This window comes from Arthrobacter sp. LjRoot78, assembly GCF_964254335.1.
Taxonomy (GTDB): Bacteria; Actinomycetota; Actinomycetes; order Actinomycetales; family Micrococcaceae; genus Arthrobacter.
This window is the reverse complement of record NZ_CAXUTG020000001.1, coordinates 298,517-318,748: the sequence shown is the minus strand read 5'-3', so window position 1 is coordinate 318,748 and position 20,232 is coordinate 298,517. Positions and strand designations below refer to the sequence as shown.

Annotated in this window: 14 protein-coding genes; 2 read left to right on the top strand and 12 right to left on the bottom strand. The window is 68.2% G+C overall.

Going from position 1 to position 20,232, the window contains the following annotated elements; genetic code table 11:
- Nucleotides 1-28 precede the first annotated feature (28 nt).
- The 10 genes from ACSQ1X_RS01540 to ACSQ1X_RS01495 form a co-directional block, all read right to left on the bottom strand.
- On the bottom strand, nt 29-910 hold the full coding sequence (locus tag ACSQ1X_RS01540; protein ID WP_436056395.1) for an alpha/beta hydrolase fold domain-containing protein: 882 nt from the start codon (nt 908-910) through the stop codon (nt 29-31).
- A gap of 101 nt (nt 911-1,011) precedes the next feature.
- A complete protein-coding gene (locus tag ACSQ1X_RS01535; protein ID WP_436056394.1) occupies nt 1,012-2,004 on the bottom strand; it encodes an alpha/beta hydrolase fold domain-containing protein in 993 nt (330 codons plus the stop codon).
- The gene (locus ACSQ1X_RS01530; protein ID WP_436056393.1) at nt 2,001-4,628 is read right to left on the bottom strand and encodes a glycoside hydrolase family 78 protein; all 2,628 of its coding nucleotides are present in this window, start codon (nt 4,626-4,628) and stop codon (nt 2,001-2,003) included. Before ACSQ1X_RS01530 ends, ACSQ1X_RS01535 begins: the two co-directional genes overlap by 4 nt.
- A gap of 102 nt (nt 4,629-4,730) precedes the next feature.
- On the bottom strand, nt 4,731-5,090 hold the full coding sequence (locus ACSQ1X_RS01525; RefSeq protein ID WP_436056392.1) for a VOC family protein: 360 nt from the start codon (nt 5,088-5,090) through the stop codon (nt 4,731-4,733).
- A 177-nt stretch (nt 5,091-5,267) separates the two neighbouring features.
- Nucleotides 5,268-6,101 carry an alpha/beta hydrolase fold domain-containing protein gene (locus ACSQ1X_RS01520; protein WP_436056391.1) on the bottom strand — a complete coding sequence of 278 codons (834 nt, stop codon included), beginning with the start codon at nt 6,099-6,101 and terminating at the stop codon, nt 5,268-5,270.
- The gene (locus tag ACSQ1X_RS01515; protein ID WP_436056390.1) at nt 6,098-8,827 is read right to left on the bottom strand and encodes a family 78 glycoside hydrolase catalytic domain; all 2,730 of its coding nucleotides are present in this window, start codon (nt 8,825-8,827) and stop codon (nt 6,098-6,100) included. The genes ACSQ1X_RS01520 and ACSQ1X_RS01515 overlap by 4 nt, the downstream gene beginning before the upstream one ends.
- Before the next feature lie 11 nt (nt 8,828-8,838).
- Nucleotides 8,839-9,846: an oligopeptide/dipeptide ABC transporter ATP-binding protein gene (locus ACSQ1X_RS01510; protein ID WP_436056389.1), complete on the bottom strand. Its 1,008-nt coding sequence runs from the start codon at nt 9,844-9,846 to the stop codon at nt 8,839-8,841.
- Nucleotides 9,843-11,882, bottom strand: coding sequence for a dipeptide/oligopeptide/nickel ABC transporter permease/ATP-binding protein (locus tag ACSQ1X_RS01505; RefSeq protein WP_436056388.1), 2,040 nt, complete (start codon nt 11,880-11,882; stop codon nt 9,843-9,845). Before ACSQ1X_RS01505 ends, ACSQ1X_RS01510 begins: the two co-directional genes overlap by 4 nt.
- Nucleotides 11,879-12,832, bottom strand: coding sequence for an ABC transporter permease (locus ACSQ1X_RS01500; protein WP_436056387.1), 954 nt, complete (start codon nt 12,830-12,832; stop codon nt 11,879-11,881). The genes ACSQ1X_RS01505 and ACSQ1X_RS01500 overlap by 4 nt, the downstream gene beginning before the upstream one ends.
- A 75-nt stretch (nt 12,833-12,907) precedes the next feature.
- Complete coding sequence (locus tag ACSQ1X_RS01495) at nt 12,908-14,461, bottom strand: ABC transporter substrate-binding protein (protein WP_436056386.1); 1,554 nt, start codon at nt 14,459-14,461, stop codon at nt 12,908-12,910.
- Between the two features lie 290 nt (nt 14,462-14,751).
- On the opposite strand from ACSQ1X_RS01495, the gene ACSQ1X_RS01490 reads away from it, so the two are divergent.
- Entirely contained in the window at nt 14,752-16,005 is a 1,254-nt protein-coding gene (locus tag ACSQ1X_RS01490) for a glycoside hydrolase family 1 protein (protein ID WP_436056385.1), read from the top strand.
- A 136-nt stretch (nt 16,006-16,141) separates the two neighbouring features.
- A complete protein-coding gene (locus ACSQ1X_RS01485; protein ID WP_436056384.1) occupies nt 16,142-17,011 on the top strand; it encodes an IclR family transcriptional regulator in 870 nt (289 codons plus the stop codon).
- 105 nt (nt 17,012-17,116) lie between these two features.
- Here the strand turns inward: ACSQ1X_RS01485 and ACSQ1X_RS01480 are convergent, their stop codons facing one another.
- On the bottom strand, nt 17,117-18,778 hold the full coding sequence (locus ACSQ1X_RS01480) for an amidohydrolase (RefSeq protein ID WP_436056383.1): 1,662 nt from the start codon (nt 18,776-18,778) through the stop codon (nt 17,117-17,119).
- A complete protein-coding gene (locus ACSQ1X_RS01475; protein WP_436056382.1) occupies nt 18,768-20,225 on the bottom strand; it encodes an APC family permease in 1,458 nt (485 codons plus the stop codon). Before ACSQ1X_RS01475 ends, ACSQ1X_RS01480 begins: the two co-directional genes overlap by 11 nt.
- Nucleotides 20,226-20,232: the final 7 nt, after the last annotated feature.

The window sequence follows — 20,232 nt, the reverse complement described above, 5'->3', positions numbered from 1 at the left end:
GCTGGGGTCAAAGTCAGGAAGTGCCGGGTCAGGTGACCTGGGCTTGCCTGCGGAAGAAATCGATGGTGGCGTCCAGGACCTTCTGCGCCGCGGCCGGGCTTTTGTCCGGAAGCGACCACATGTGGTCGGCGCCTTCAATGAGGAGAAGTTCGACGTCGGCGCCAGCGGCTTCCAGCGCCGCGGCGAACGTGGCGGCCTGGGCTGGCGGGACGAACCGGTCGGCGGTGCCATGGGCCAGGAAGAACGGTGGTGCATGGCTGCCCACGTAACTCAGCGGGCTCGCAGCAGCCGCCATGTCCGGGGCATCCGCGGGCTGCGCTCCGAGGAGGAGCGCTTCGCGGGAACCGGGGTCGTCCGCCGTTGCCACGGCATCCGGCAGGGCCTGGCTGCCCATCCGGACAAGGTCGGTGGGCGGGTACCAGGCGGCGACGGCAGCAACAGGTTTCACACCGGACGCCTGGGCCCCCGCACCGGCGCCGGAACCGTCCGCCCCGAGGCCCACAAGACAGGCCAGATGCCCGCCGGCGGAATCCCCCCAGGCAAAAATCCTGCCCGGGTCCACGTTGAACTCAGCCGAGTGGTTCCGGAGCCAGGCGACGGCGGCTGTGGCATCCTCGAGCTGTGCCGGAAACACGGCCTGCGAGGACAGGCGATAGTCCGCCGACACCACGGCAAACCCTGCCGCGGCCAGACGCTCGAAGGGTGCCAGCGCAAAGGCGTCGGTCACCGGGCCGAGGGAGGAACGCTCCCCCATGCGCCAGCCGCCGCCGTGAAAATGTACGACGGCCGGCACCGGACCCCCGGAGCCGGCCCGGGAGGTTCCTGCCGCCGGCAGGTAGAGGTCCAGCAGCAACGGCAATCCGCCGGGACGTGAAAACTCGATCCCCCTCAGGACTTGTCCAGCAGTCATCAATGACTCCATCCGTTGCCATGGCCGGAATCAGGAACGATCCGGCATCTTCTTCCCTAAGCCTGCTGGACGGAAGCCCCGGCGGAAACGGGAAATTCCAATCATTGAAATGGCTTCGCCGACGCCACTTCATCGGCCAGGAACTGCAGGCCGCGCTGCACGATGCGCAGCCCCGCCGAGTGGTTGAGGTAGCCGTGCGTGGCGCCCGGTTCCACGCGCGCCTCCACGACGATCCCGGCGGCCCGGAGACCGTCAACGAACAACTCGCCGGAGTAGCGCAGGTCATCGTATTCGCACACCAGGACGGCTGCAGGCGGCAGGCCGGCCGGGTCCGCATAGCCGGGCATGGCATAGGAGGACGCCATCAGGATGGGACCTCCGATGTAGTTCTCCACCATGGCGCGGCAATCGTCCGCCGTGAAGCGGAGGATCCGCGGAAGACCGGCCATGGCCGCGGCCCCCGGATCCTCTGGCTCCGGCAGCTCCGCGTGCAGGAAGGGGTAGGCGAGCACCAGCTTCGCGGGCAGCCGGCCTCCCGCATCCTTCAGAAACAGGGCAGCCCCGACGGCAAGGTTGCCGCCGGCGCTGGCTCCGCCAAGGCAGAGGGTCCGGGGGTCAGCCCCCAGCTCCGCGGCGTGCTCCACGGCCCACAGCCAGGCTGCAAGGACATCCTCGTGCGGCACCGGAAAATGCACCCCGCCGCGGGCCAGCCGGTAGTCCACGGACAGCACCATCCCGCCCGTCCTGTCGGCCACTTCCCGCGCCAGCTGGTCCGCTTCGCGCATGTCCAGGCCGCCTCCGGCGAACCCGCCACCGTGAACCCATACGAGGGCCGGAAGTCCGCCGCCTGCAGCGGCTGGCAAGTCTACTGAAGAGTCCGACGCCGGTCCGCCATAAATCCGCACCGGCACCGGGCCGTTGGGACCCGGCACGTCCACGGTCCGGACCGCGACGGCAGGCGCCGCATACGGGGCCTCTCCCGCGCTGAAGGCCTCCAGCCGTTCCATCCCGGAGGGATCGGCAAGGAGCTCGGCGAAGGAACCGGCGCCGGCCACGTGGTGCATGAGGGCAGCCAGTTCCGGATCCACGCTCATGGCCGTGCCGCGAGTTCGGGAGCCCTGAGAGCTTCGTCAGCCGGCGTCGCCACACAGCTGAACGAATGCGTTCCGGATCCAACTTCATGGGTGGTCTCGTCAGCATCCGGCAGCACCACCGTTGCGGTGCAACCCGCCGGCACCGTCACCTCCAGGGTGAAGTCCGCGCCCGCCAGGTTCCAGCTGACCTCGGCCACACCGTACGGGGTCTCGTGCCTGGCCCGTGCCCAGGCCAGCCCGCCGCCGGGCCGGGGCCGGACCAGCAGTTTCCGGTAGCCCGGTTCAGCCGGAGCCAGCCCCGCCAGGCTGCGGTGCATCCAATCGGCCACCGCACCCAGGGCGTAGTGGTTGAAGGACGTCATTTCACCCTCGTTGATGCTGCCGTCCGGAAGCATGGAGTCCCACCGCTCCCAGATCGTGGTGGCACCCATCGTCACGGGGTAGAGCCAGGACGGGCATTCCGTCTGGAGCAGGAGGCGGTATGCCGCCGTCGAGTAGCCGTGGTCGGTCAGTGCGTCGCAGACCAGCGGTGTCCCCACGAAACCCGTGGCGATCCGGTAGCCGTCGGCTTCCACTGCCTGAGCCAGCCCGTCGGCCGCGGCAGCCTGCTCCCCGCCCTCCAGAAGTCCGAAGCTCAGTGCGACGGCGTAGGCCGTCTGGGTCGGCGGCATCAGCAGCCCGCCGCGGGAAATATAACGCTCGCGGAATACTTCGGCAGCCCGCTGCGAGAGCTCGTCCAGAGCGGCCGGGTCCTCCCCCAGCAGCACCGCGGCCTGGCAGGCCACGCGGGCCGAGTAAGCCAGGTAGGCCTGGGCCACCAGCTGCCACGGCGTCCGGGCAGCGCCTGGTTCGTTCGGGGGCGCCGCCGGATCCAGCCAGTCACCGAACTGGAAGCCCTGTTCGAACCGCAGCTCCGGTCCGGCGGCCCCGGCAGCAGCCTCCAGCCATGCGATCATTCCCGGCAGCTGCCGTCGCAGGAACTCCAGGTCGCCGGTGCGCTGGTACAGCACCCAGGGAACCAGCACGGCCGCGTCACCCCACGCGGCCATCACCGGGCGGACAGGAAACGGCGGCTTGTCGAACGTTACTTCGGGGACAACCAGCGGCGGAGGTCCGTCGGTACCTTGCTCGGCGGCCAGGTCTTTCAGCCAGGACGCTGTGAAGCCTGGGATCCGGTATAGAAAGGACGCCGTTGCTGCGAAAATCTGGAAGTCGCCCGTCCAGCCGAGCCGCTCGTTGCGCTGCGGGCAGTCCGTTGGCACATCAACGAAGTTTCCGCGCATGCCCCACACCACGTTGGAATGGAGCTGGTTCAGCATGGGGTCGGAACATTCGACGGAACCGGTCCGCGCCAGGTCTGAGTGAACGACGACGGCGGTGAACGCGTCCGGGTCCAGGTCACCGGGCCAGCCGGCCACCTCCACATATCGAAATCCGTGGATGGTGAACTCAGGTTCCCAGATTTCCTCGCGGCCGCCACGCAGGATGTACCGGTCGGTCTGCTTGGCGACCCGCAGTGGCCTGGTGCCGAGTTCTCCGTGTTCCAGGACCTCGGCGTGGCGCAGGACCACCTCCGTGCCGGCCTCTCCGCTGACCCTGATGCGGATGTGTCCCACGAGGTTCTGGCCGAAGTCCAAAATGGTCTTCCCGGACGGCGTGCCCAGCACTGCGGTCACGGGAAGCTCTTCCGTCGCGCGCACCGGCGGACCGTCCGGGGCCACCAGCACCGACGCATTGAAGTCCTCCACGGCTACAGGGCCGAGCCCGGCGTCCTGGGAGTCTGCCCAGCCGCAGTCCTCCAGCCGGGCGTCATACGTTTCGCCGTTGTAGAGATCGGCGCCGAGCACCGGGCTCTTGCCAGCCAGCCAGGAGCTGTCGGTTCCGATGACCGTGATCCTGCCGCCGGCGTCGGCGATTTCCAGTTGGGCGATCGCCGACGTGCGGTCACCGTAGGTGTTGCGCTTGTCCTGGAAGCCCAGGTTGCCGCGCCACCAGCCGTCGGCAAGTTCGAGTCCGACGACATTGGTGCCGGGCTGCAGGTAGTCAGTGACGTCGTGGGTCTGGTAGCGGAGGCGGTGGTGGTAGCTGGTCCAGCCCGGCGCCAGCCGCTCGCGGCCGACGCGCCGGCCGTTGATCCAGGCCACGTAAACACCGTGGGCGCTGGCGTAGAGGCGTGCGGAGGCCACGGTGCCCGTGACTTCGAACGTGCGGCTCAGCCGGGAGGCGGGCTCGGTGTCTTCGCTGGCTTCATGCCAGGCCGGCCGGATCATGGCCGCCTGCCAGTCTGCCGGATTCAGGAGCCCGGCTTCGACGTCGGTGACGGGGCTCCATTCGGAGGGACCGCCGTCGTCGTTGCCCCACACCCGGACCCGGGCGGCAACACGCTGGCGGCTCCGCAGCGGCGGTGCCGGCCACGGCTGGAGGAGCTGCTCGGCGGATTCGGTCCGACCGTAGCTGATCAGGTGGTCTTCATCAGGGCCGAGCTCGAGTTCGTAGGCGGACTGGACCCAGCCCGGTGTTTCGGAGGTGACCTGCCAGGAGAGCCGCGGCCGCTCCTCGCCGATACCAAAGGGCTCCTCATGGTGTTCAAAGCGGAGGGCTGAGGGGCTGGATGGTTGAGTCAACGTCGGCTCGATTCGTCACGAAGGGGAAGTTCAAGGGCTTCCCCCAGCGTCCCGGAATCGCCGATGGGCCCGCTAGCGGAGTTTCATTGACTGAAACCAGTGTCAGCTCAGGCAGAGGCAGAACGGGTGGCCGGCCGGGTCCAGGAAGACACGGAAGGTGGTGCCGGGCTGCGTCTCCGCCTTGGTGGCGCCCAACCTGACGGCCTCTTTTTCGCCGTCGTCCAGATCCGCCACCACCAGGTCCATGTGCATCTGCTGCGGGTGGGTCTGGCCCGGCCACTCAGGGGCCTGGTAGCCGTCCACCTGCTGGAAGGCAATGCAGTTGCTGCCGTCGTCGGGCCGGATCTCGACCCAGCCGTCATCGACCCTTTCGTTCCAGCCGAGCAGGGTACCGTAAAAGCCCGCAAGGGCTCTCGGATCGGGGCAGTCGATAACAAAGCTTGGGAAGCGTGCGATAGCCATAGCGGCATGCTACCGGCCCGCCGTCGGGCCTGTCCTTAAGGCCCGCGGATCCCTAAAGCTCGCTGGCGAAAAATTCAACTGCGGTGTTGAGGATTCCGTCCAACTGGCCCTCGGCACCGAAGAAGCAGTGGTCGGCGCCCTCGATGGTGACGAGTTCGTTGCGGACGCCGGCGTCCGTCAGCGCCGCGGCCAGCAGCTCGCTTTGGGAAAGCGGACCAGGCCGTCGCTGTCGCCGTGGATGAGCAGGAACGGTGCCGCGCCGGGGGTGACGTGGCCCAGCGGGCTGGCCGCCGCCAGAAGGTCCGGATCGGCGGTGCCGCCCACCAGCATCGGCCCCGGCTCCATGGTCATCCCCGGCGGTACGGCGGCCACGAGCGGGCCGGACATGAGGCCAGCGGGCATATCCATCGGCGGCATGTCCGGCAGCGAGGACACGCCGTAGAAGTCCACGACGGCGCTGACCGCGCTGGAGTGACCCGACGCTCCGAGTCCGCCTTCCAGGTCCTCCCGGGTCCCCGTAACACCGAGCAGGGCGGCGAGGTGCCCGCCCGCGGACTCGCCCCAGGCGCCGATGCGGCCCGGGTCGATGCCCAAGACGTCGGCGTGCTCCCGGAGGTACCGGACGGCGGCCTTGAGGTCATGCAGCTGCGCCGGGAAGGGCGCTTCCAGGGCATGCCGGTAGTCAACTGTGGCGCAGGCGATGCCGGCCTCGTTCAGCAACCGGAAGACCGAGTCCTTGGGAAAGGTGGGCGGCAGCTCGCGGCGGTCACCAAGCTGGAAGGCTCCGCCGTGGATCCACACCACCACGGGAACAGGTCCTGCGGTTTCGCGCGGCAGCCAGATGTCCATCGCCAGGCGACGGAAGCCGACGGCAATGGCGTAGCTCACTTCGCGGTGCACGGTGGACACCTCCGACGCCGGCTCAGGAGTTCCCGGCGCGTGGAAGGCCGGGAAGGGAGGCGGCGCAGGCATCCGTCGCGGGGTTTCAGTGGTGGCGGTTTGGGGGGTCATCGTGCGCTCCTTGCGAGGTCCGGGTGGGCGTCAATGCCGCTTGCGGAATCGAAGGCGGGCATTGCGGCGGCAAAGGTATGGGTTCCGGGTCCGACGACGGCGCCCGGTTGTCCGGGCAGGCGGACCTCCGCCGTGGTCCCGGAGGGGACGGTGGCCGTGAGCGTCAGCACGCCGTCGTCAATGATCCACTCCACTTCGATGACGCCCTGCGGGCCCCGGTGCGAGGTGCTGGCGGACGTCAGCCTGGCGCCCGGCCGGGGCTCGATGATGATCCGTTCCCAGCCCGCACTCCCCGGCGCTTGGCGCAGCCCGGCGGTGTAGCGGTGTAGGAACGAGACCACGGCGCCCTTGCTGTAGTGGTTGAGCGAGCCCGTGGCGCTGCCGTCGGCCCCGATGCCGTTCCAGTCCTCCCACATGGTGGTGGCGCCGCGGTCCACCATCACCAGCCAGGAGGGCTCAGAGTCCTGCATCAGCAGCTCATAGGCGAGGCCGGGGTGGCCGTTGTCGGCAAGCACCGGAAGCAGGTACGGCGTGGCCAGGAAGCCGGTGCCCAGGTGGGTGCCCGCCGCCCTGACCAGGCCGGCGAGCTGATCCGCGACGCCGGGGCGGGCGGCGTCCGGCACGAGCTCGAAGGCGAGCGCCCGCACGCAGTTGGCCTGGGTGCCGCCGTCGCCTTTTCTATCGGATACTCTTCCGTGAGGCTGCAGGTATTCCTGCTGCCACGCGTCGCGGACCTTCTCGGAGAGGTCCCGGAGTTCGCGGGCTTCGTCGTCCCGGCCCAGGACGGCGGCAATCCTGGCCATGAGGTCGGACGAGTGCCGGTAGTAGGCGGTGGCCACGATGCCGTTGTCCATGGACCGGGAGGCGAAAAGGTCCGGTGCCGGGCCGCCCGGTTCCATCCATTCACCGAAGTGGAAGCCGGTGTCCCAGAGGTAGCGCTCATGCTCCGCGGGGGTGGGGCGCCTGGCTGCCCTGGCCGGGTGCCTATTCTTCTCTGCGGTGCCGCGGATGAAGCCCAGCCACCGGTTCATCGCGTCCCAGTTCTCTTCGAGAATGCCGGTGTCCCCGGTGGCGAGGTAAAGCTCCCAGGGCACCATGACGATCGCGTCTCCCCACCCCGCGGACCCGTTGGTAAAGGCCATGAATTCGGCGCCGGTGACGCCGGGTCCGGGCGACGGCGAGATGTTGGCGATCACGCCGTTGTCCCACTGGTCGGCGCGAACATCGTTGAGCCATTTCCGCGAAAAGCCTGCCACGTCGTAGAGGTAGGCGGCGGTGGGCGCAAAGAGCTGCCAGTCACCGGTCCAGCCGGCCTTTTCGCGCTGCGGGCAGTCGGTGGGGACCTCGCAGGCGTTGCCGCGGAAGCTCCAGTCCACGATGTCGTGGAGTTTGTTGAGCCGGCTGTCGCTGCAGCTGAAGGTGCCCAGGTGTTCCAGGTCGGTATGCACCATGCATCCCACGATGTCTCCCGGCTGCAGCGCTTCGGCCAGACCGCGGACGGAGACGTACCGGAAGCCGTGGGCGGTGTGGCGCGGTTCGAAGACCTCGCCGGGGGTACCCGAGGCCACCACGGTATCCACTTGCCCGGCATCCAGGAACTGGCCGGGTCTTTTGAAGTCGATGGGGCGGAGGTGGTCCTGGCTGACCTCGCCGTCGGCGTCGAGGGTTTCGCCGTGGACCAATGTCACCGCGGTGCCCGGGGCGCCCAGCCGGCTGAGCCGTACCCAGCCGTTGATGTTCTGCCCCAGGTCCACGATCTGATTGCCGCCGCCCAGTCGCGTGATGGAGACCGGAACGAGCTCCTCCACGACGCGGGTGGGCGGCGCCACCGGGCCGGTCAGAGTGCTGAAGCTGCCTTCCCGCAGGACGGCAGGCCGGGCGGCCTCACCCTGAACAGTCGCTGTCCGGAGGTCCACGCGCTGGCCTTCCATCAGGTCCGCAGAGAGGATCTCCGTCGCAGAAACAAGCCACGACCCGTCAGTGCCGATGACCGTCCGTCCTCCCCCGGACTCAATCTCCAACTGCGCCAGGAAAGCAGTCTGCGTTCCGTACAAGTCGGCGTCGCGCGTGAACCCGAAGGACCCGCGGAACCAGCCGTCCGTCAGGACCGCCCGCGCGGTGTTGCTGCCGGGGCGCAGCAGGTGCGCAATGTCGAACGTCTGGACCTGCAGGGTGGTGTGGTAGCTCGTGGAGCCGGGGGTCAGCTGCTGGTCCCCCACCCGGTGGCCGTTGAGGAAGAGCTCATAGATGCCGTGCGCGGTGGCGTAGGCCCGCGCAAAGTCGGGTGCGGCGTCCAGGGTGAAGTCGCGGTGCAGGGCATACCCGGGGCGGCGGCCCGGTGCCGGAATCTCGGATTCATCGGGTCCGATCCACCGGGCGCTCCAGTCCGAGGCGTTCAACAGGCCCAGCTCCACGGCCACCGGTTCGGACCAGCCGGACAGCACCTCGGTGCCGTCCGCGGCCGCGTTCCAGCTCCGGACCCTCCAGTCGAAGCGGTCGCGGGAACCAAGGTCAGGCCCGCCGTAGGGCACGAAGCTGTGCAGGCTGGAGTCCACACGCCCGGTGTCCCAGCCGTTGCTCGAGCTGAGCTGGTAGGCCGTCTGCCGGACCGTGCCGTGTGGCGGCGTCCAGCTGAACCGCGGGGCGGTGTTGGTGATGCCGAAGGCCTGGCTCAGATTTTCGGTCCGAAGGCGGGCGGGCTGAGCGGATGCGTGATGTTTAGGCAACGGTGCCCCTTTCAGGCGTAATGGCAGGCGACGTCGGATGCACCGACGCGGCGGAGCGCGGGCCGTTCGGAGGTGCACAGCTCCGTGGCCAGCGGGCACCGTTGGCTGAAGGGACATCCGCCCGGCGACGCCGACACCGCGGCGGCAGTCCGAACCCCAAGGGCCTCGCGGACAGCGCGGCGTTGGGCCTGCTCTGCTGGCCTCGGCACGGGGGAAGCTGCTACTAGGGCCTGCGTAAACGGGTGCGTGGGAGCCTCCGTCACGGCAGCCGCAGGGCCGCTCTCCATCACCTGGCCGCGGTAGAGGACCACCACCCGCTGGGCGAGGAACTGGACCACCGAAATGTCGTGGGCGATGAACAGATAGCTCAGGCCGCGTTCGTCCCGGAGGTCTGCCAGCAGGTTGAGCACCTGGGCCTGGGTGGAAAGGTCCAGGGCGCTGACCGCTTCGTCGCAGACCACCAGCTGGGGGTCGCAGATCAGGGCCCGCGCCACCGCGATGCGCTGGCGCTGGCCGCCGGAGAACTGGCTGGGATAGCGGTCCACTGCTTCGCGGGGCAGCCCCACGCGTTCCAGCATGGCCTCGGCCTTTTCCCGGGCTTCAGCCGCGGTGACTCCGCGGAGGCGGAGCGGCTCCGCCAGCGAAGCCCCGATGGTCTGGCGCGGGTTCAGCGAGGAATTGGGGTCCTGGAAGACCGCCCGCAGTTCTCCGCCCAGGGCGCGGCGCTCTGCCGCTCGCGCGCGCGTGACGTCCTTGCCCTGGAAGGTGATGGTGCCGCCGGCACTCTTCTGAAGGCCGAGAATGGCCTTGCCGATGGTGGACTTTCCGGAACCGGACTCCCCTACCAGGCCCACGGTCTCGCCGGGGAGGATGCTGAAACTCACCCCGTCCACTGCTGCCGGCAGGGCCGCAGCTTTCCGCCCGCGGCCGTAGCGGACCACCAGCTCCTTGACTTCCAGCATGGGCTGCACCGGCGCAACTGCCGCCGTGTCCTGCCGTTCCACCGTCTTGATGCTCATGCCAGGTCCCTTTCAACGATTTTCAGTACTCGGTGGGTGGGCACTTCGGTGGCAAGCCATTCCAGGCCTTCCACGGCCAGTTCGTCGGCCTTGACGCAGCGGACCAGCCCCTCCTCGGAGCCGGAGGCCAGCAGCGGCACCGGGGCGGCGCACGCCGATCCGGCGAACTGGCAGCGGGCCGCAAAGCGGCAGCCGGTGGGCCAGTCCTTGGGCTGGGGGACCTGGCCGCTGATGGTGGCCAGCCGGTCAGGCATGTCAGCAGCGGAGTTGGCGTGTGGATCCGCGGCAAGGAGGGCCAGCGTGTAGGGGTGCCGGGGGTTGTCCAGGATGTTGGCGGTCCGGCCGCTTTCCACCACCTGGCCGGCGTACATGACGGCGACGTTGTCGCAGATGTCCGCCACGACGCCGAGGTCATGCGTCACCATCACCACCGACATGCCGGTGTCCTTCACCAGCGAGCGGAGCAGGGACAGGATTTCCGCCTGGACCGTGACATCCAGCGCGGTGGTGGGCTCATCGGCCACCAGCAGCCGGGGCCGTCCGGAGAGGGCCAGGGCGATGGCCACGCGCTGGGCCATGCCGCCGCTGATCTGGTGCGGGTAGGTCTTGAGGATGCGTTCGGCGTCCACGATGCCCACCTTTTCCAGCAGGGTGCGGGCTTCCTTCCGGGCGTCCGCCTTGCCCTTTTTCCGGAGGCGCCGGATGGCGGAGGTGAGCTGGTAGCCCACGGTGAACATGGGGTCCAGGGCCCGCATGGGTTCCTGCGAGATCAGGGCGATGTCACGGCCGCGGATGGCTTCCATCTCCCGGTCGGTGGCGGCAGCCAGGTTCTTGCCGTTCCAGAGGATCTGGCCGCCCGTTGCGGACACCCCGGAGGGCAGCAGGCCGAGCAGCGACAGCGCGGTCATGGTCTTGCCGCACCCGGATTCGCCGACGAGCCCCAGGACGGTTCCCTGTTCGACGTCGAACGAGACGTCCGTGACCAGGCGTGGACCGCCGCCGACCCCTACTGACAGTCCGCGGACGCTGAGCTGTCCGTTCGCGGGTGCGGCGTCAGAGTCGGCAGCCGGATTAGCGGAGGGAGAAGTGGCGGCGCCAACGGCAGCGCCGACGGCGGCCACGGCACGAGCCCGCTGGCGGCGGGCTGCCGCCGACGGCAGGTGGGAGGCGGTGGTGTTGGGCGCCTTGCCCAGGGCGTTGCCGATGGCGTTGGCGGCCAGGACGGTGAGGGCCAGCACCGCGCCGGTGGGGACCATCAGCCACGGGGCATCGTAGACGTGCTGCGAGGCGCCCTGGATCATGCCGCCCCAGCTGGGCTGCGGAATGGGCGGGCCGAAACCGATGAACGCCAGGCCCGCTTGGATGAGCATGCCGACGGCGAAAATGAGGGCGGACTGCACCACGATGGTGTTCGTCAGACCGGGCAGGACGTGCCGGAGGCTGATGCCCAGCGTGCTGACGCCGTCAACCTTGGCGGCGTCCACGTAGAGCTGGGACTGCAGGGACTTCGCCTGACCGAGGATCACGCGGTAGATTCCGGCGGAGATGAGGATACCCAGGATCGCCATGATCAGCGGAATATTGGTCCCCACTGCGCCGATGACGGCCAGGATGATCACCGTGCCGGGCAGGGACATCATGATTTCGGTAACGCGGCTGATGACCGCTTCGACGCGTTCGCCGGCGGCGGCCGCCAGCATGGCTAGGACCGTTCCAAGCCCGACGCCGACAATCACCGTGATCAGTGAGGTTCCGAGGGTGCCTGCGGCGGCAGCGAAAATGCGGCTGAGGAGGTCCCGGCCGAGTTCGTCGGTACCGAGCCAGTGGGCCGCGGTGGGGCCGGACAGGACTGCGGTGAAGTCTTGGTCTTCGGTTCGGTACGGCAGCCACCACTGGGCAGTCAGCGATGCGGCCACCAGGGCCGCCAGCCAGATAACGCCAGCCACGCCGCCCGGAGAAGCGAAGAGGCGGTGGGCGGAAAACCTGGCCAGGGCGTTCTTGCGCTGGAGCGGGGCGGGGGCGACGGAGGGGATCATGAGGCACGCAACTTCGGATCGAGGAACTTGGTGGCGAGTTCCAGCACCAGGTTCACGGCCACCACTACAACGGTGGCGATGACCACCACGCCCTGCACGGACGGGGCATCGTGGGTGCTGACGGAGTTCTGGACTGCCTGGCCCAGGCCCGGCATGGCGAACAGTTGCTCCGCGATGACGGAGCCCCCGAACAGTCCGATGAACTGCAGGGCGATGCCGGCCACGATGGGGAGGCTGGCGTAGCGGAGGGCGTGGATGTAGAGGATCTTCCACGTGGGCGTGGCAGTCGCGCGGAGCGTACGGATGTGTTCCTGCTGCAACGCCTCAAGCATGGAAGCCCGGGTCTGGCGGGCGATGAACGCCGCACCGCCTACGGCCAGGGTGATCACCGGCAGCGCCAGGGACATGGCCCAATCCTGGGGCGAGGCTTCGAAGGGAACGTAGCCGGTGGCGGGAAAGACCGAGGACTGGACGGCGAAGAGGTACACAAAGATGATGCCGATCCAGAACGCGGGCAGAGCCACAAGGAGCCCGACAAAGCCTCCAATGGCCTGATCCAGGAAGCCGCCGCGCACAGCGGCGGTCACGCCGAGGAGGATGCCCAGCACAGCGCTCAGGACAGTCGCGCCTGCCGCGAGCGACGCGGTCACCGGGAGCCTGTTGGCCAGGTCAGCGGACACGGAGCGGCCATCGATGAGGGAGACACCGAGATTGCCCTGGACCGCGTCACCCAGCCAGCGGAAGAACTGGACCAGAAGCGGATCGTTCCACCCAAGACGCCGGTTCACCTCATCAATCGCATCCTGGGAAGCTCCGGCCCCGAGCGAAACCGCTCCGGGACTGCCGGGCATTGCGTGCACCAGCAGGAATGCCAGCACCGCGACCACCAGCACGGTGGCGAGCGCCATCAGCAGGCGCTTGGTAATGAATAGTGCCATGGTGACCTCCATCGGTCAGGATCTGCCGGGGTGCCCTCCGTTGCGCGCGGGCACCCCGGCAGAGCCGGTAATCGGCAGGTTCGGGTGTTAGCTGGCCGGTGCGTAGGACGAGAGCAGCGGGTACGCGTTGGTACCGGCGAACTCCACCTGCTTGATTTTCTTGGTGTTGTAGCCCTGGTTAGTCAGTGCTTCATAGAGCGGGATCATCCAGCCGGATTCCACCAACCGGGTGTTCAGTTTGGTCAGCGCAGCCTTGCTCGCGGCATCATCCTTCGCGGCCGCAGCCTCGCCGGTGGCGGCGCTCAACTGGTCGTCGGTGGCCTTCTGCACGTTCGTGAATCCGTTGAGGATCGCTCCGTACATCACGCCCACCGGGTTGTCCCAGTTCAGCGGTGCGTAGCCCAGCGGAGTGGTTGCCACCGCGGCAAACGCTTCATCCGTGGAGGCGGCCATCTTGACGTTCATGGTGATTCCGACGGCGGCAAGGTCCTTCTGGACTGCCTGCAGGTCCGTCTGGGTCTGGGCGCTGGCGATGATGGTGAATTCGAACCCGTTCGCAAAGCCGGCTTCGGCCAGCAGGCTCTTGGCCTTCGCCGGATCGTAGGCGAACGCGGTCTCCAGGTCCTGGCTGAAACCTGCGGAATCCTTGGGCAGGGCATTCCACGCGGGGATATCACCCTTGTGCAGGGCATCCACCAGGGCCTTGCGGTTGATGGCGTGCTGGATGGCCTGGCGCACCTTTTCGCTGGCGAAGGCCGGGGCTGTCTTGCCGGTCTTGTCGAAGGAAATCATGGTGTTGACCGTGCCGCCGATCTGGGACACCCCAACACCCTTGGATTTCGCGAAGTCAACGGTAGATGAGGTCAGCATGGCGACGTCGGCCTGGCCGGAGACGAGGGCGTTGGCACGCGCCTGGGGATCCTGGATGACGCTGAAGATGACCTTGGTGAAGGCATATTTCGACGCGTCCGCGCTCTTGTCGTTCTTTACCAGCACGTACTTGTTGCCCTTCACCGTGGAGGGATCCAAGGTGTAGGGACCGGAGCCGTCCGGGGTTGCGGCCAGGCTCGCGGTGTCGGTGACGCCGGTCTTGCCAACGATCATGCCGGTGGTGGAGGCCAGGTTCTTCTCGAACCCTGGCTGCGCCTTCGCGAACGTGAGGGAGACCTGCGTGGGGCTAACGACGTCAACGGAAGTGATCTCCTGGGCGCCGCCCTTGGCGACTGCGGAGTATGCGCTCAGCGCGGGGTCGGACCGGCGGTCCAGGTTTGCCTTGACCAGGTCGGCGTCGAGCTTTGACCCGTCGGTGAACGTCACGCCGTCCTTGAGCGTCAGTGTCAGGACGGTGTTGTCTGCGTTGTAGCTGAACTCCTTGGCAAGTCCCGGTCCTGCGGAGCCGTCCGGCTGGAGGGTCATCAGGCTGTCGTAGAGGCCCTCGAAGAACTGCCGCTGGGCCGCTGAAACACGGAGCGGATCAAATCCGAACGATGCAGAGTCGCTATCGATGGCGAGCGTCAGGGTGCTGGTGTCCGCCTTGGCAGTTGCCTGGCTCGAGCCGCCGCAGGCGGTCAACGATCCCAGGAGGAGCGCTCCGGCCAGGACGGCGGAGCTCGCTCGTACGGTGGAGTTCAGAAGTTTCATGTAGTGCGCCTTTGCATTCTGATGTGACAACGGAGGAAGCAGTTATGGGGGCCAGGCGTGTGGCCGGCTCCCCTCAAGCATCAGCGCGCGCTGTTTGATGGAGACACGAGGATTTCATTGGTTGAAATACTTCTGTGGCGGGCGTCACGACCGGCGCCCGGAAGGCCGGCAGCCCCGGCGAGGAGTCTTTCAACCAATGAAATCAACTGCCCCTGGCCCGGCATTGAGCGCCGAGGATGGACAGTCAGCCCCCTGCACAGTCGCTTGGGGCTCGCATCGAAAGGAACCAGATGACCGACTCTTTTGCCTTCCCGCAGGATTTCCTCTGGGGCGTCGCCACCGCAGCCCACCAGGTCGAAGGAAACAACGTCAACAGTGACTGCTGGTTCCTGGAGAGGCTCCCCGGAACGATCTTCGCCGAACCGTCCGGGGACGCCGTCGACCACTACCACCGGTACCGCGAGGACATCGCCCTGATCGCCGGCCTGGGGTTCACCAGCTACCGTTTCTCGCTGGAGTGGGCACGCATCGAGCCCGAGGAAGGCCACTTCTCGGTGGCGGAACTCAACCATTACCGCCGCATGCTTGAGGCCTGCCATGAGCACGGACTCACCCCGGTGGTCACGTTCCACCACTTCACCTCGCCCCTGTGGCTGCTGGCAGCCGGCGGCTGGGAGGACGCCCGCACCCCCGAACTCTTCGCCCGCTACTGCGACCGCGCCATGCGGCACCTGGGCGATCTCATCGGCGTCGCCTGCACCCTCAACGAACCCAACCTGCCGTGGCTGCTCAAGGAACTCGGCCTGGGCGGCGAGGCCCCGGAGCGCCGGGCGGACGTCCCGCTGTGGGCGGCAGCCGCGGACCGGCTCGGCATCGACGCAAGCCGCGTGGCGCCCTTCCAGTTCACGGTGTCCGAGGCCGGCTTCGACATCAAGCTCGCGGCCCACCGTGCGGGCACGGCCGCCATCAAGGCGATCCGGCCGGAACTCCCGGTCGGGTGGACCCTGGCCAACACAGACATCCAGGCAGCCGAAGGAGGCCAGGACCGGGCGGAGAGGATCCGCCGCGACGTCAACGAACGGTTCCTCCAGGCGTCCCGCGGAGACGACTTCGTGGGAATCCAGACGTACGGCCGGACGGTGTTCGGGCCGGACGGCGTCATGCCCGCCCCCGAGGGTGCCGAGACCAACCAGATGGGCGAGGAAATCTACCCCGAGGCCCTGGAATCGACCATCCGCGAGGCGGCCCGCGTCGCGGGCATCCCGGTCATCGTCACGGAGAACGGCCTCTCCACCGACGACGACTCCCAGCGGCTCGCGTACCTCCGCACTGCTGTAGCCGGCGTGGAGTCCTGCCTGGCCGACGGCATCGACGTCCGCGGCTACATCGCCTGGACGGCCTTCGACAACTTCGAGTGGATCTTTGGCTACGGCCCGAAATTTGGCCTCATCGCGGTGGACCGGGCCACACAGGAACGGACGCCAAAGGAGAGCGCCCGGTTCCTGGGCAGCCTGGCCCGAACCAGCGTCGCGCAGTCGGTCTGAACCGCGTCCGCCTGAAACGGCGCAGGTGACGCCCCACCCGATGAGTGCGGAGACCATGGAGCACCGGCTAGGAGTTCCATTGGATGAAACACTATTGTGGTGGGGGTCACTGGCGACGAAGAAGGAACGGTGTGAGATGACAGCAGTCCCGGATAGGAAGCCGGACCTCGCCGGGCCGGACCTCCCCTCTGCTGAGGTCCCGGCTCCCGCCCGCGGCAAGCGGCCGAAGCAGGGCGAACCGGTGATTGACCGGGCCCTCAGCCTCCTCGCCGTCTTCACCGACCGGCGTCGTGCATTGACGCTTTCCGAAATGGCCAGGTACGCGGACATGCCGGCGCCGACGGCGCTGCGGCTCATCGCCCGGCTGGTGGCATGGGGTGCGCTGGAAAGGCTCGACGACGGGCGGTACGTGGTGGGCGTGCGGCTCTGGGAAGTCGCGTCACTGTCGCCCCGCGGCCACGGCGTGCGGGAGATTGCGTTGCCCTATCTTGAGGACCTCTTCGAAGTGACGCGCCACCACGTTCTGCTCGCAGTGCGCGACGGGAACGAGGCGGTGCTCATCGAGCGGCTGTCCTCGAAGGAGGCCACGGAAGTGGCCTACCGCGTGGGCGGCCGGGCCCCGCTCCGATCCACCGCCGTCGGCTTGGTTCTTCTCGCCGGCGCGGACACGGCCTTCCAGGAAGCTGTGATCCGGCAGCCCGCTGACGTTGAGGCCGGCGTGGACGCCATGCCGGAGGGGCAGCTCAGGCGCACGCTTTCGGACGTGCGCCGCACGGGCGTGGCCATGATCAGGAGGTCGGCGCCGTCCCGGACGGTGTCCGTGGCCTCGCCCATTTTCGACGCCCAGGGCGCCGTTGCCGCTGCACTTTCCATCGTTGTTCCCGACGGCGCCACTCCCCCGAACGTGCTGGCGCCGGCAGTCCAGGCCACGGCCCGGGCGGTCTCCCGAAACCTCGGGTTCAAGGCCGAGGCCAGCGCCGGAGTGCGGCACCTGGCCCAGGCGTGACCCTGGCATGCGCCCCGGGCTGACCCCGCGGCTTAGGCGCGGTCGTGGATCCAGCGCCGGATGACAGCTCCAAGGGCGGGCTTCCTGGCCTCAAAATCTGCCGCACTACCGGACTGACCGGACCGTCAGGTGCTGCGCCCGCCCGTCCACGAACGTAGCCAGAATCCGGGCGGCAGCCAGGTCATCCGGGGCAACCGCCAGCGGATCGGCGTCGAACACGGTGAAGTCCGCGCGCTTGCCCACGGTGACAGACCCGGAGACCGCCCACTCCCCCGCCGCCTTGGCAGCGTGCGAGGTGTAGCCTTCGAGCGCCTGCAGGGCAGTGAGGGCCTGGCCCGGAACCACCGGTTGTTCGCCCGGGTGGCCGGACCGCCGTCGTAATTGCGCGTCCGCCAGGATGGGCAGCGGCTCGAACGGTGCGATCGGCCAGTCGGAGCCGAGCCCCAGGGTGGTTCCCGCCGCGCGGAGGTCCGCGCACCGCCAGGCGTTGTTCGCGCGTTCCGTTCCGAGTCGCGTGGACCAGTTATCCGACTGGTCGGCGCGGGAATAGTGGGTGCAGTGCGTCGGCTGCATGCTCGCAACCAGGCCCGCGCGGGAGAACCTCTCAATGAGGGCGTCCGGGACGGTTTCGAGGTGTTCGACCCGGTGCACGGCCTCCGGTGCAACCGACGGCACCGCGGGAGGCAGGGACTCGAAGGCGTCCAGGACCGCAGCCACTCCGGCGTCGCCGATCGCGTGCGTGGCCGTGGGAATCCCGCGGCCGGCGAAGAAGCGCACCGCTGCCGCGTACTCCTCGGGGCGGGGCCAGAACGGGGTCACCGACTCCCCATAGGTATCGGGCTCAAAGAGCCACGCGGTGCCGTTATCCACCGTTCCGTCAACAAACAATTTGATGCCGGCCACCTCCCAGCGTTTTCCGCCCACCCCGATCTGCGCCGCGAGCCGGCGCCAGTCTTCTTCGCCGCTGCCGGGCATGCACCACGGTGAGATTCGCAGGCGCAGCGGGAGTCCGCCGTCCGTGCCGTCCTCGGGGGTCCCGCCTTCGAGCGCCCGGAAGAGCTCCAGCGAGCCCTCCCCGCAGTCCATCACGTGCGCTCCCGTCAGCCCGGAGCGCGCGAACTGCGTAAAGAATTCCGCCAGCCTCGCCTTCCGCCCGTCGAAGGACTCCGCCGGCATCAGCCGCGCCACCAGGTCGACGGCGGCGGCCTCCAGCAGGAGCCCCGTGGGCCTGCCGCTGGGATCGCAGACCACTTCCGACGCCTGGTCGAAGGCCCGCGGTCCGGTGACGCCAGCCATTTCGAGCGCCCGGGAACTGGCCAGTGCGGAATGCCCGTCGAAGAGGCGGATGAGGCACGGCCGCCCGGAGACGACGTCGTCAATCAGCTCGCGGTGGGCGGCGGCGGCGGATCCGAACACATTGGGGTCCAATGCCCAGCCCCGCACCCAGTCCCCGTGCGGGGTTGCCTCCGCTTCGGCGCGCAACAGTGCGCGCACCTCGGCAAGGTCCTTTGCGCCGGACAGGTCGCGGCCGCGCGTCAGCTCCAGGCCGAAGACAGGGTGCATGTGGCAGTCCACCAGGCCGGGGGTCAGCACGGCGGCACCGAAGTCGATGACCTCCGCGGCCGGCCAGCTTTCGGCATCAGAACGGCTCCCGACTGCGGCAATCACGCCGTTCTGGACCGCCACGGCCTGCGGCGCGGGACCTTGGGCGGGCAGGCCGTCCATCGTGTGGATGGTGTCGGCGAGGATGATCACATCAGGATTCATGGGTTTCAAAGCTTCCAATCTGCGCGAAGGTCGCGGGACGGTGGCGGCGCACCCAGCGGGCTGCCAGGAGTCCGGCGGTGAAGACGAGGGGCGTCACCAGGATGAGGATGGTGTTGGTCAGGGCGTCGGCGAAGGTGAGCAACTCGATGTTCAGGCCGATCAGCAGCACCACGCCGAAGAGCAGGATGGCCGACGCCAGGCTGAGCGGCACCATGAGTTTGTGCGTCGCCGCGGCAGGATTCCGGCGCAGGTAGAGGAACGCCGCGACTGACACCAGGCCCTGGAGCCCCACAATGCCGAAGATCCCTGGCGTGTTCACCCAGATCAGCAGCTGCTGGTAGGGGTCGGCGTTGAGCATGGCGCAGATGGTGATGACCACGGCGGCGAGGATTGTCTGCAGCTGGCCGGCGCGGTGCGGGGACTGGAACCTGGCGTGGGTCCGGCCCAGGAAGGCGGGCAGGACGCCGTCGCGCGCCAGCATGTAGACGTAGCGGTTGATCGCGTTGTGGAAGGCGAGCTGCGACGCGTAGACACTGGTGACGATCAGGACATACATCACCACCTCGGCCCACGGGCCCACGTAGTGGTTGATGGTCTGGAAGAACATCCCGCCGGCCAGTTCACCTGCGGCTTCCACGGCGCGGTCTTCTCCGTAGGCCTGAACCACGGTCCAGACAATGAAGGCGTAGAAAACAGACATGAAGCCGACGGCGATGTACATGGCCCGCGGCACGGACTTGTCCGGGTTGCGGGCCTCGGAGCGGTACAGCACGGTGGACTCGAAGCCCATGAAGGCGGCGAAGCAGATGCCGAGGATCGCCAGGACCCCTGGGCCGAACGCCTGGTCCGGGCTGAAGGACCCCACACTGATCCCGTGGGCTCCCCCGCTGCTGAGGATGCCCGCTCCCATCACGGCCAGGATGCCCGTCTCGGCGACCAGGAGCACGCCGAGCACCTTCGCGCCGACGTCGATCCCCCGGTAGCCGAGGAACCAGACGGCTGCAACGGCTGCGAGCGCGATGGCCGGCCAGGGCACCTCGAGCCCGAAGAGCACCTTGAACATGTCGTGGGTCTGGACAGCGAAGAGACCGTAAACGCCGATCTGGAGGCAGTTATAGGAGACGATCGCCAGGATTGCGGAGGCCAGCCCCACGGTCTTGCCCATGGCCAGCGAAATGTACGTGTAGAAGCCGCCGGATGCCTTGACGTGGCGGGTCATGGCCATGAAGCCGATGGCGAAGAGGGTGAGCACGATGCCGGCCAGGAGGTAGCCGGCCGGGGCGCCGATTCCGCCCACGCCGATGGCTACAGGCGCCACTCCCGCCATGACGGTGAGCGGGGCTGCTGCGGAGATGACGAGGAAGGCAATTCCGCCCGTTCCCAGGGCGTTGCGCTTGAGGGCGCCGTCAGCGGACGACGTCGGTGGTCTGGTTTGGGTATCCGGCACTGGTCCG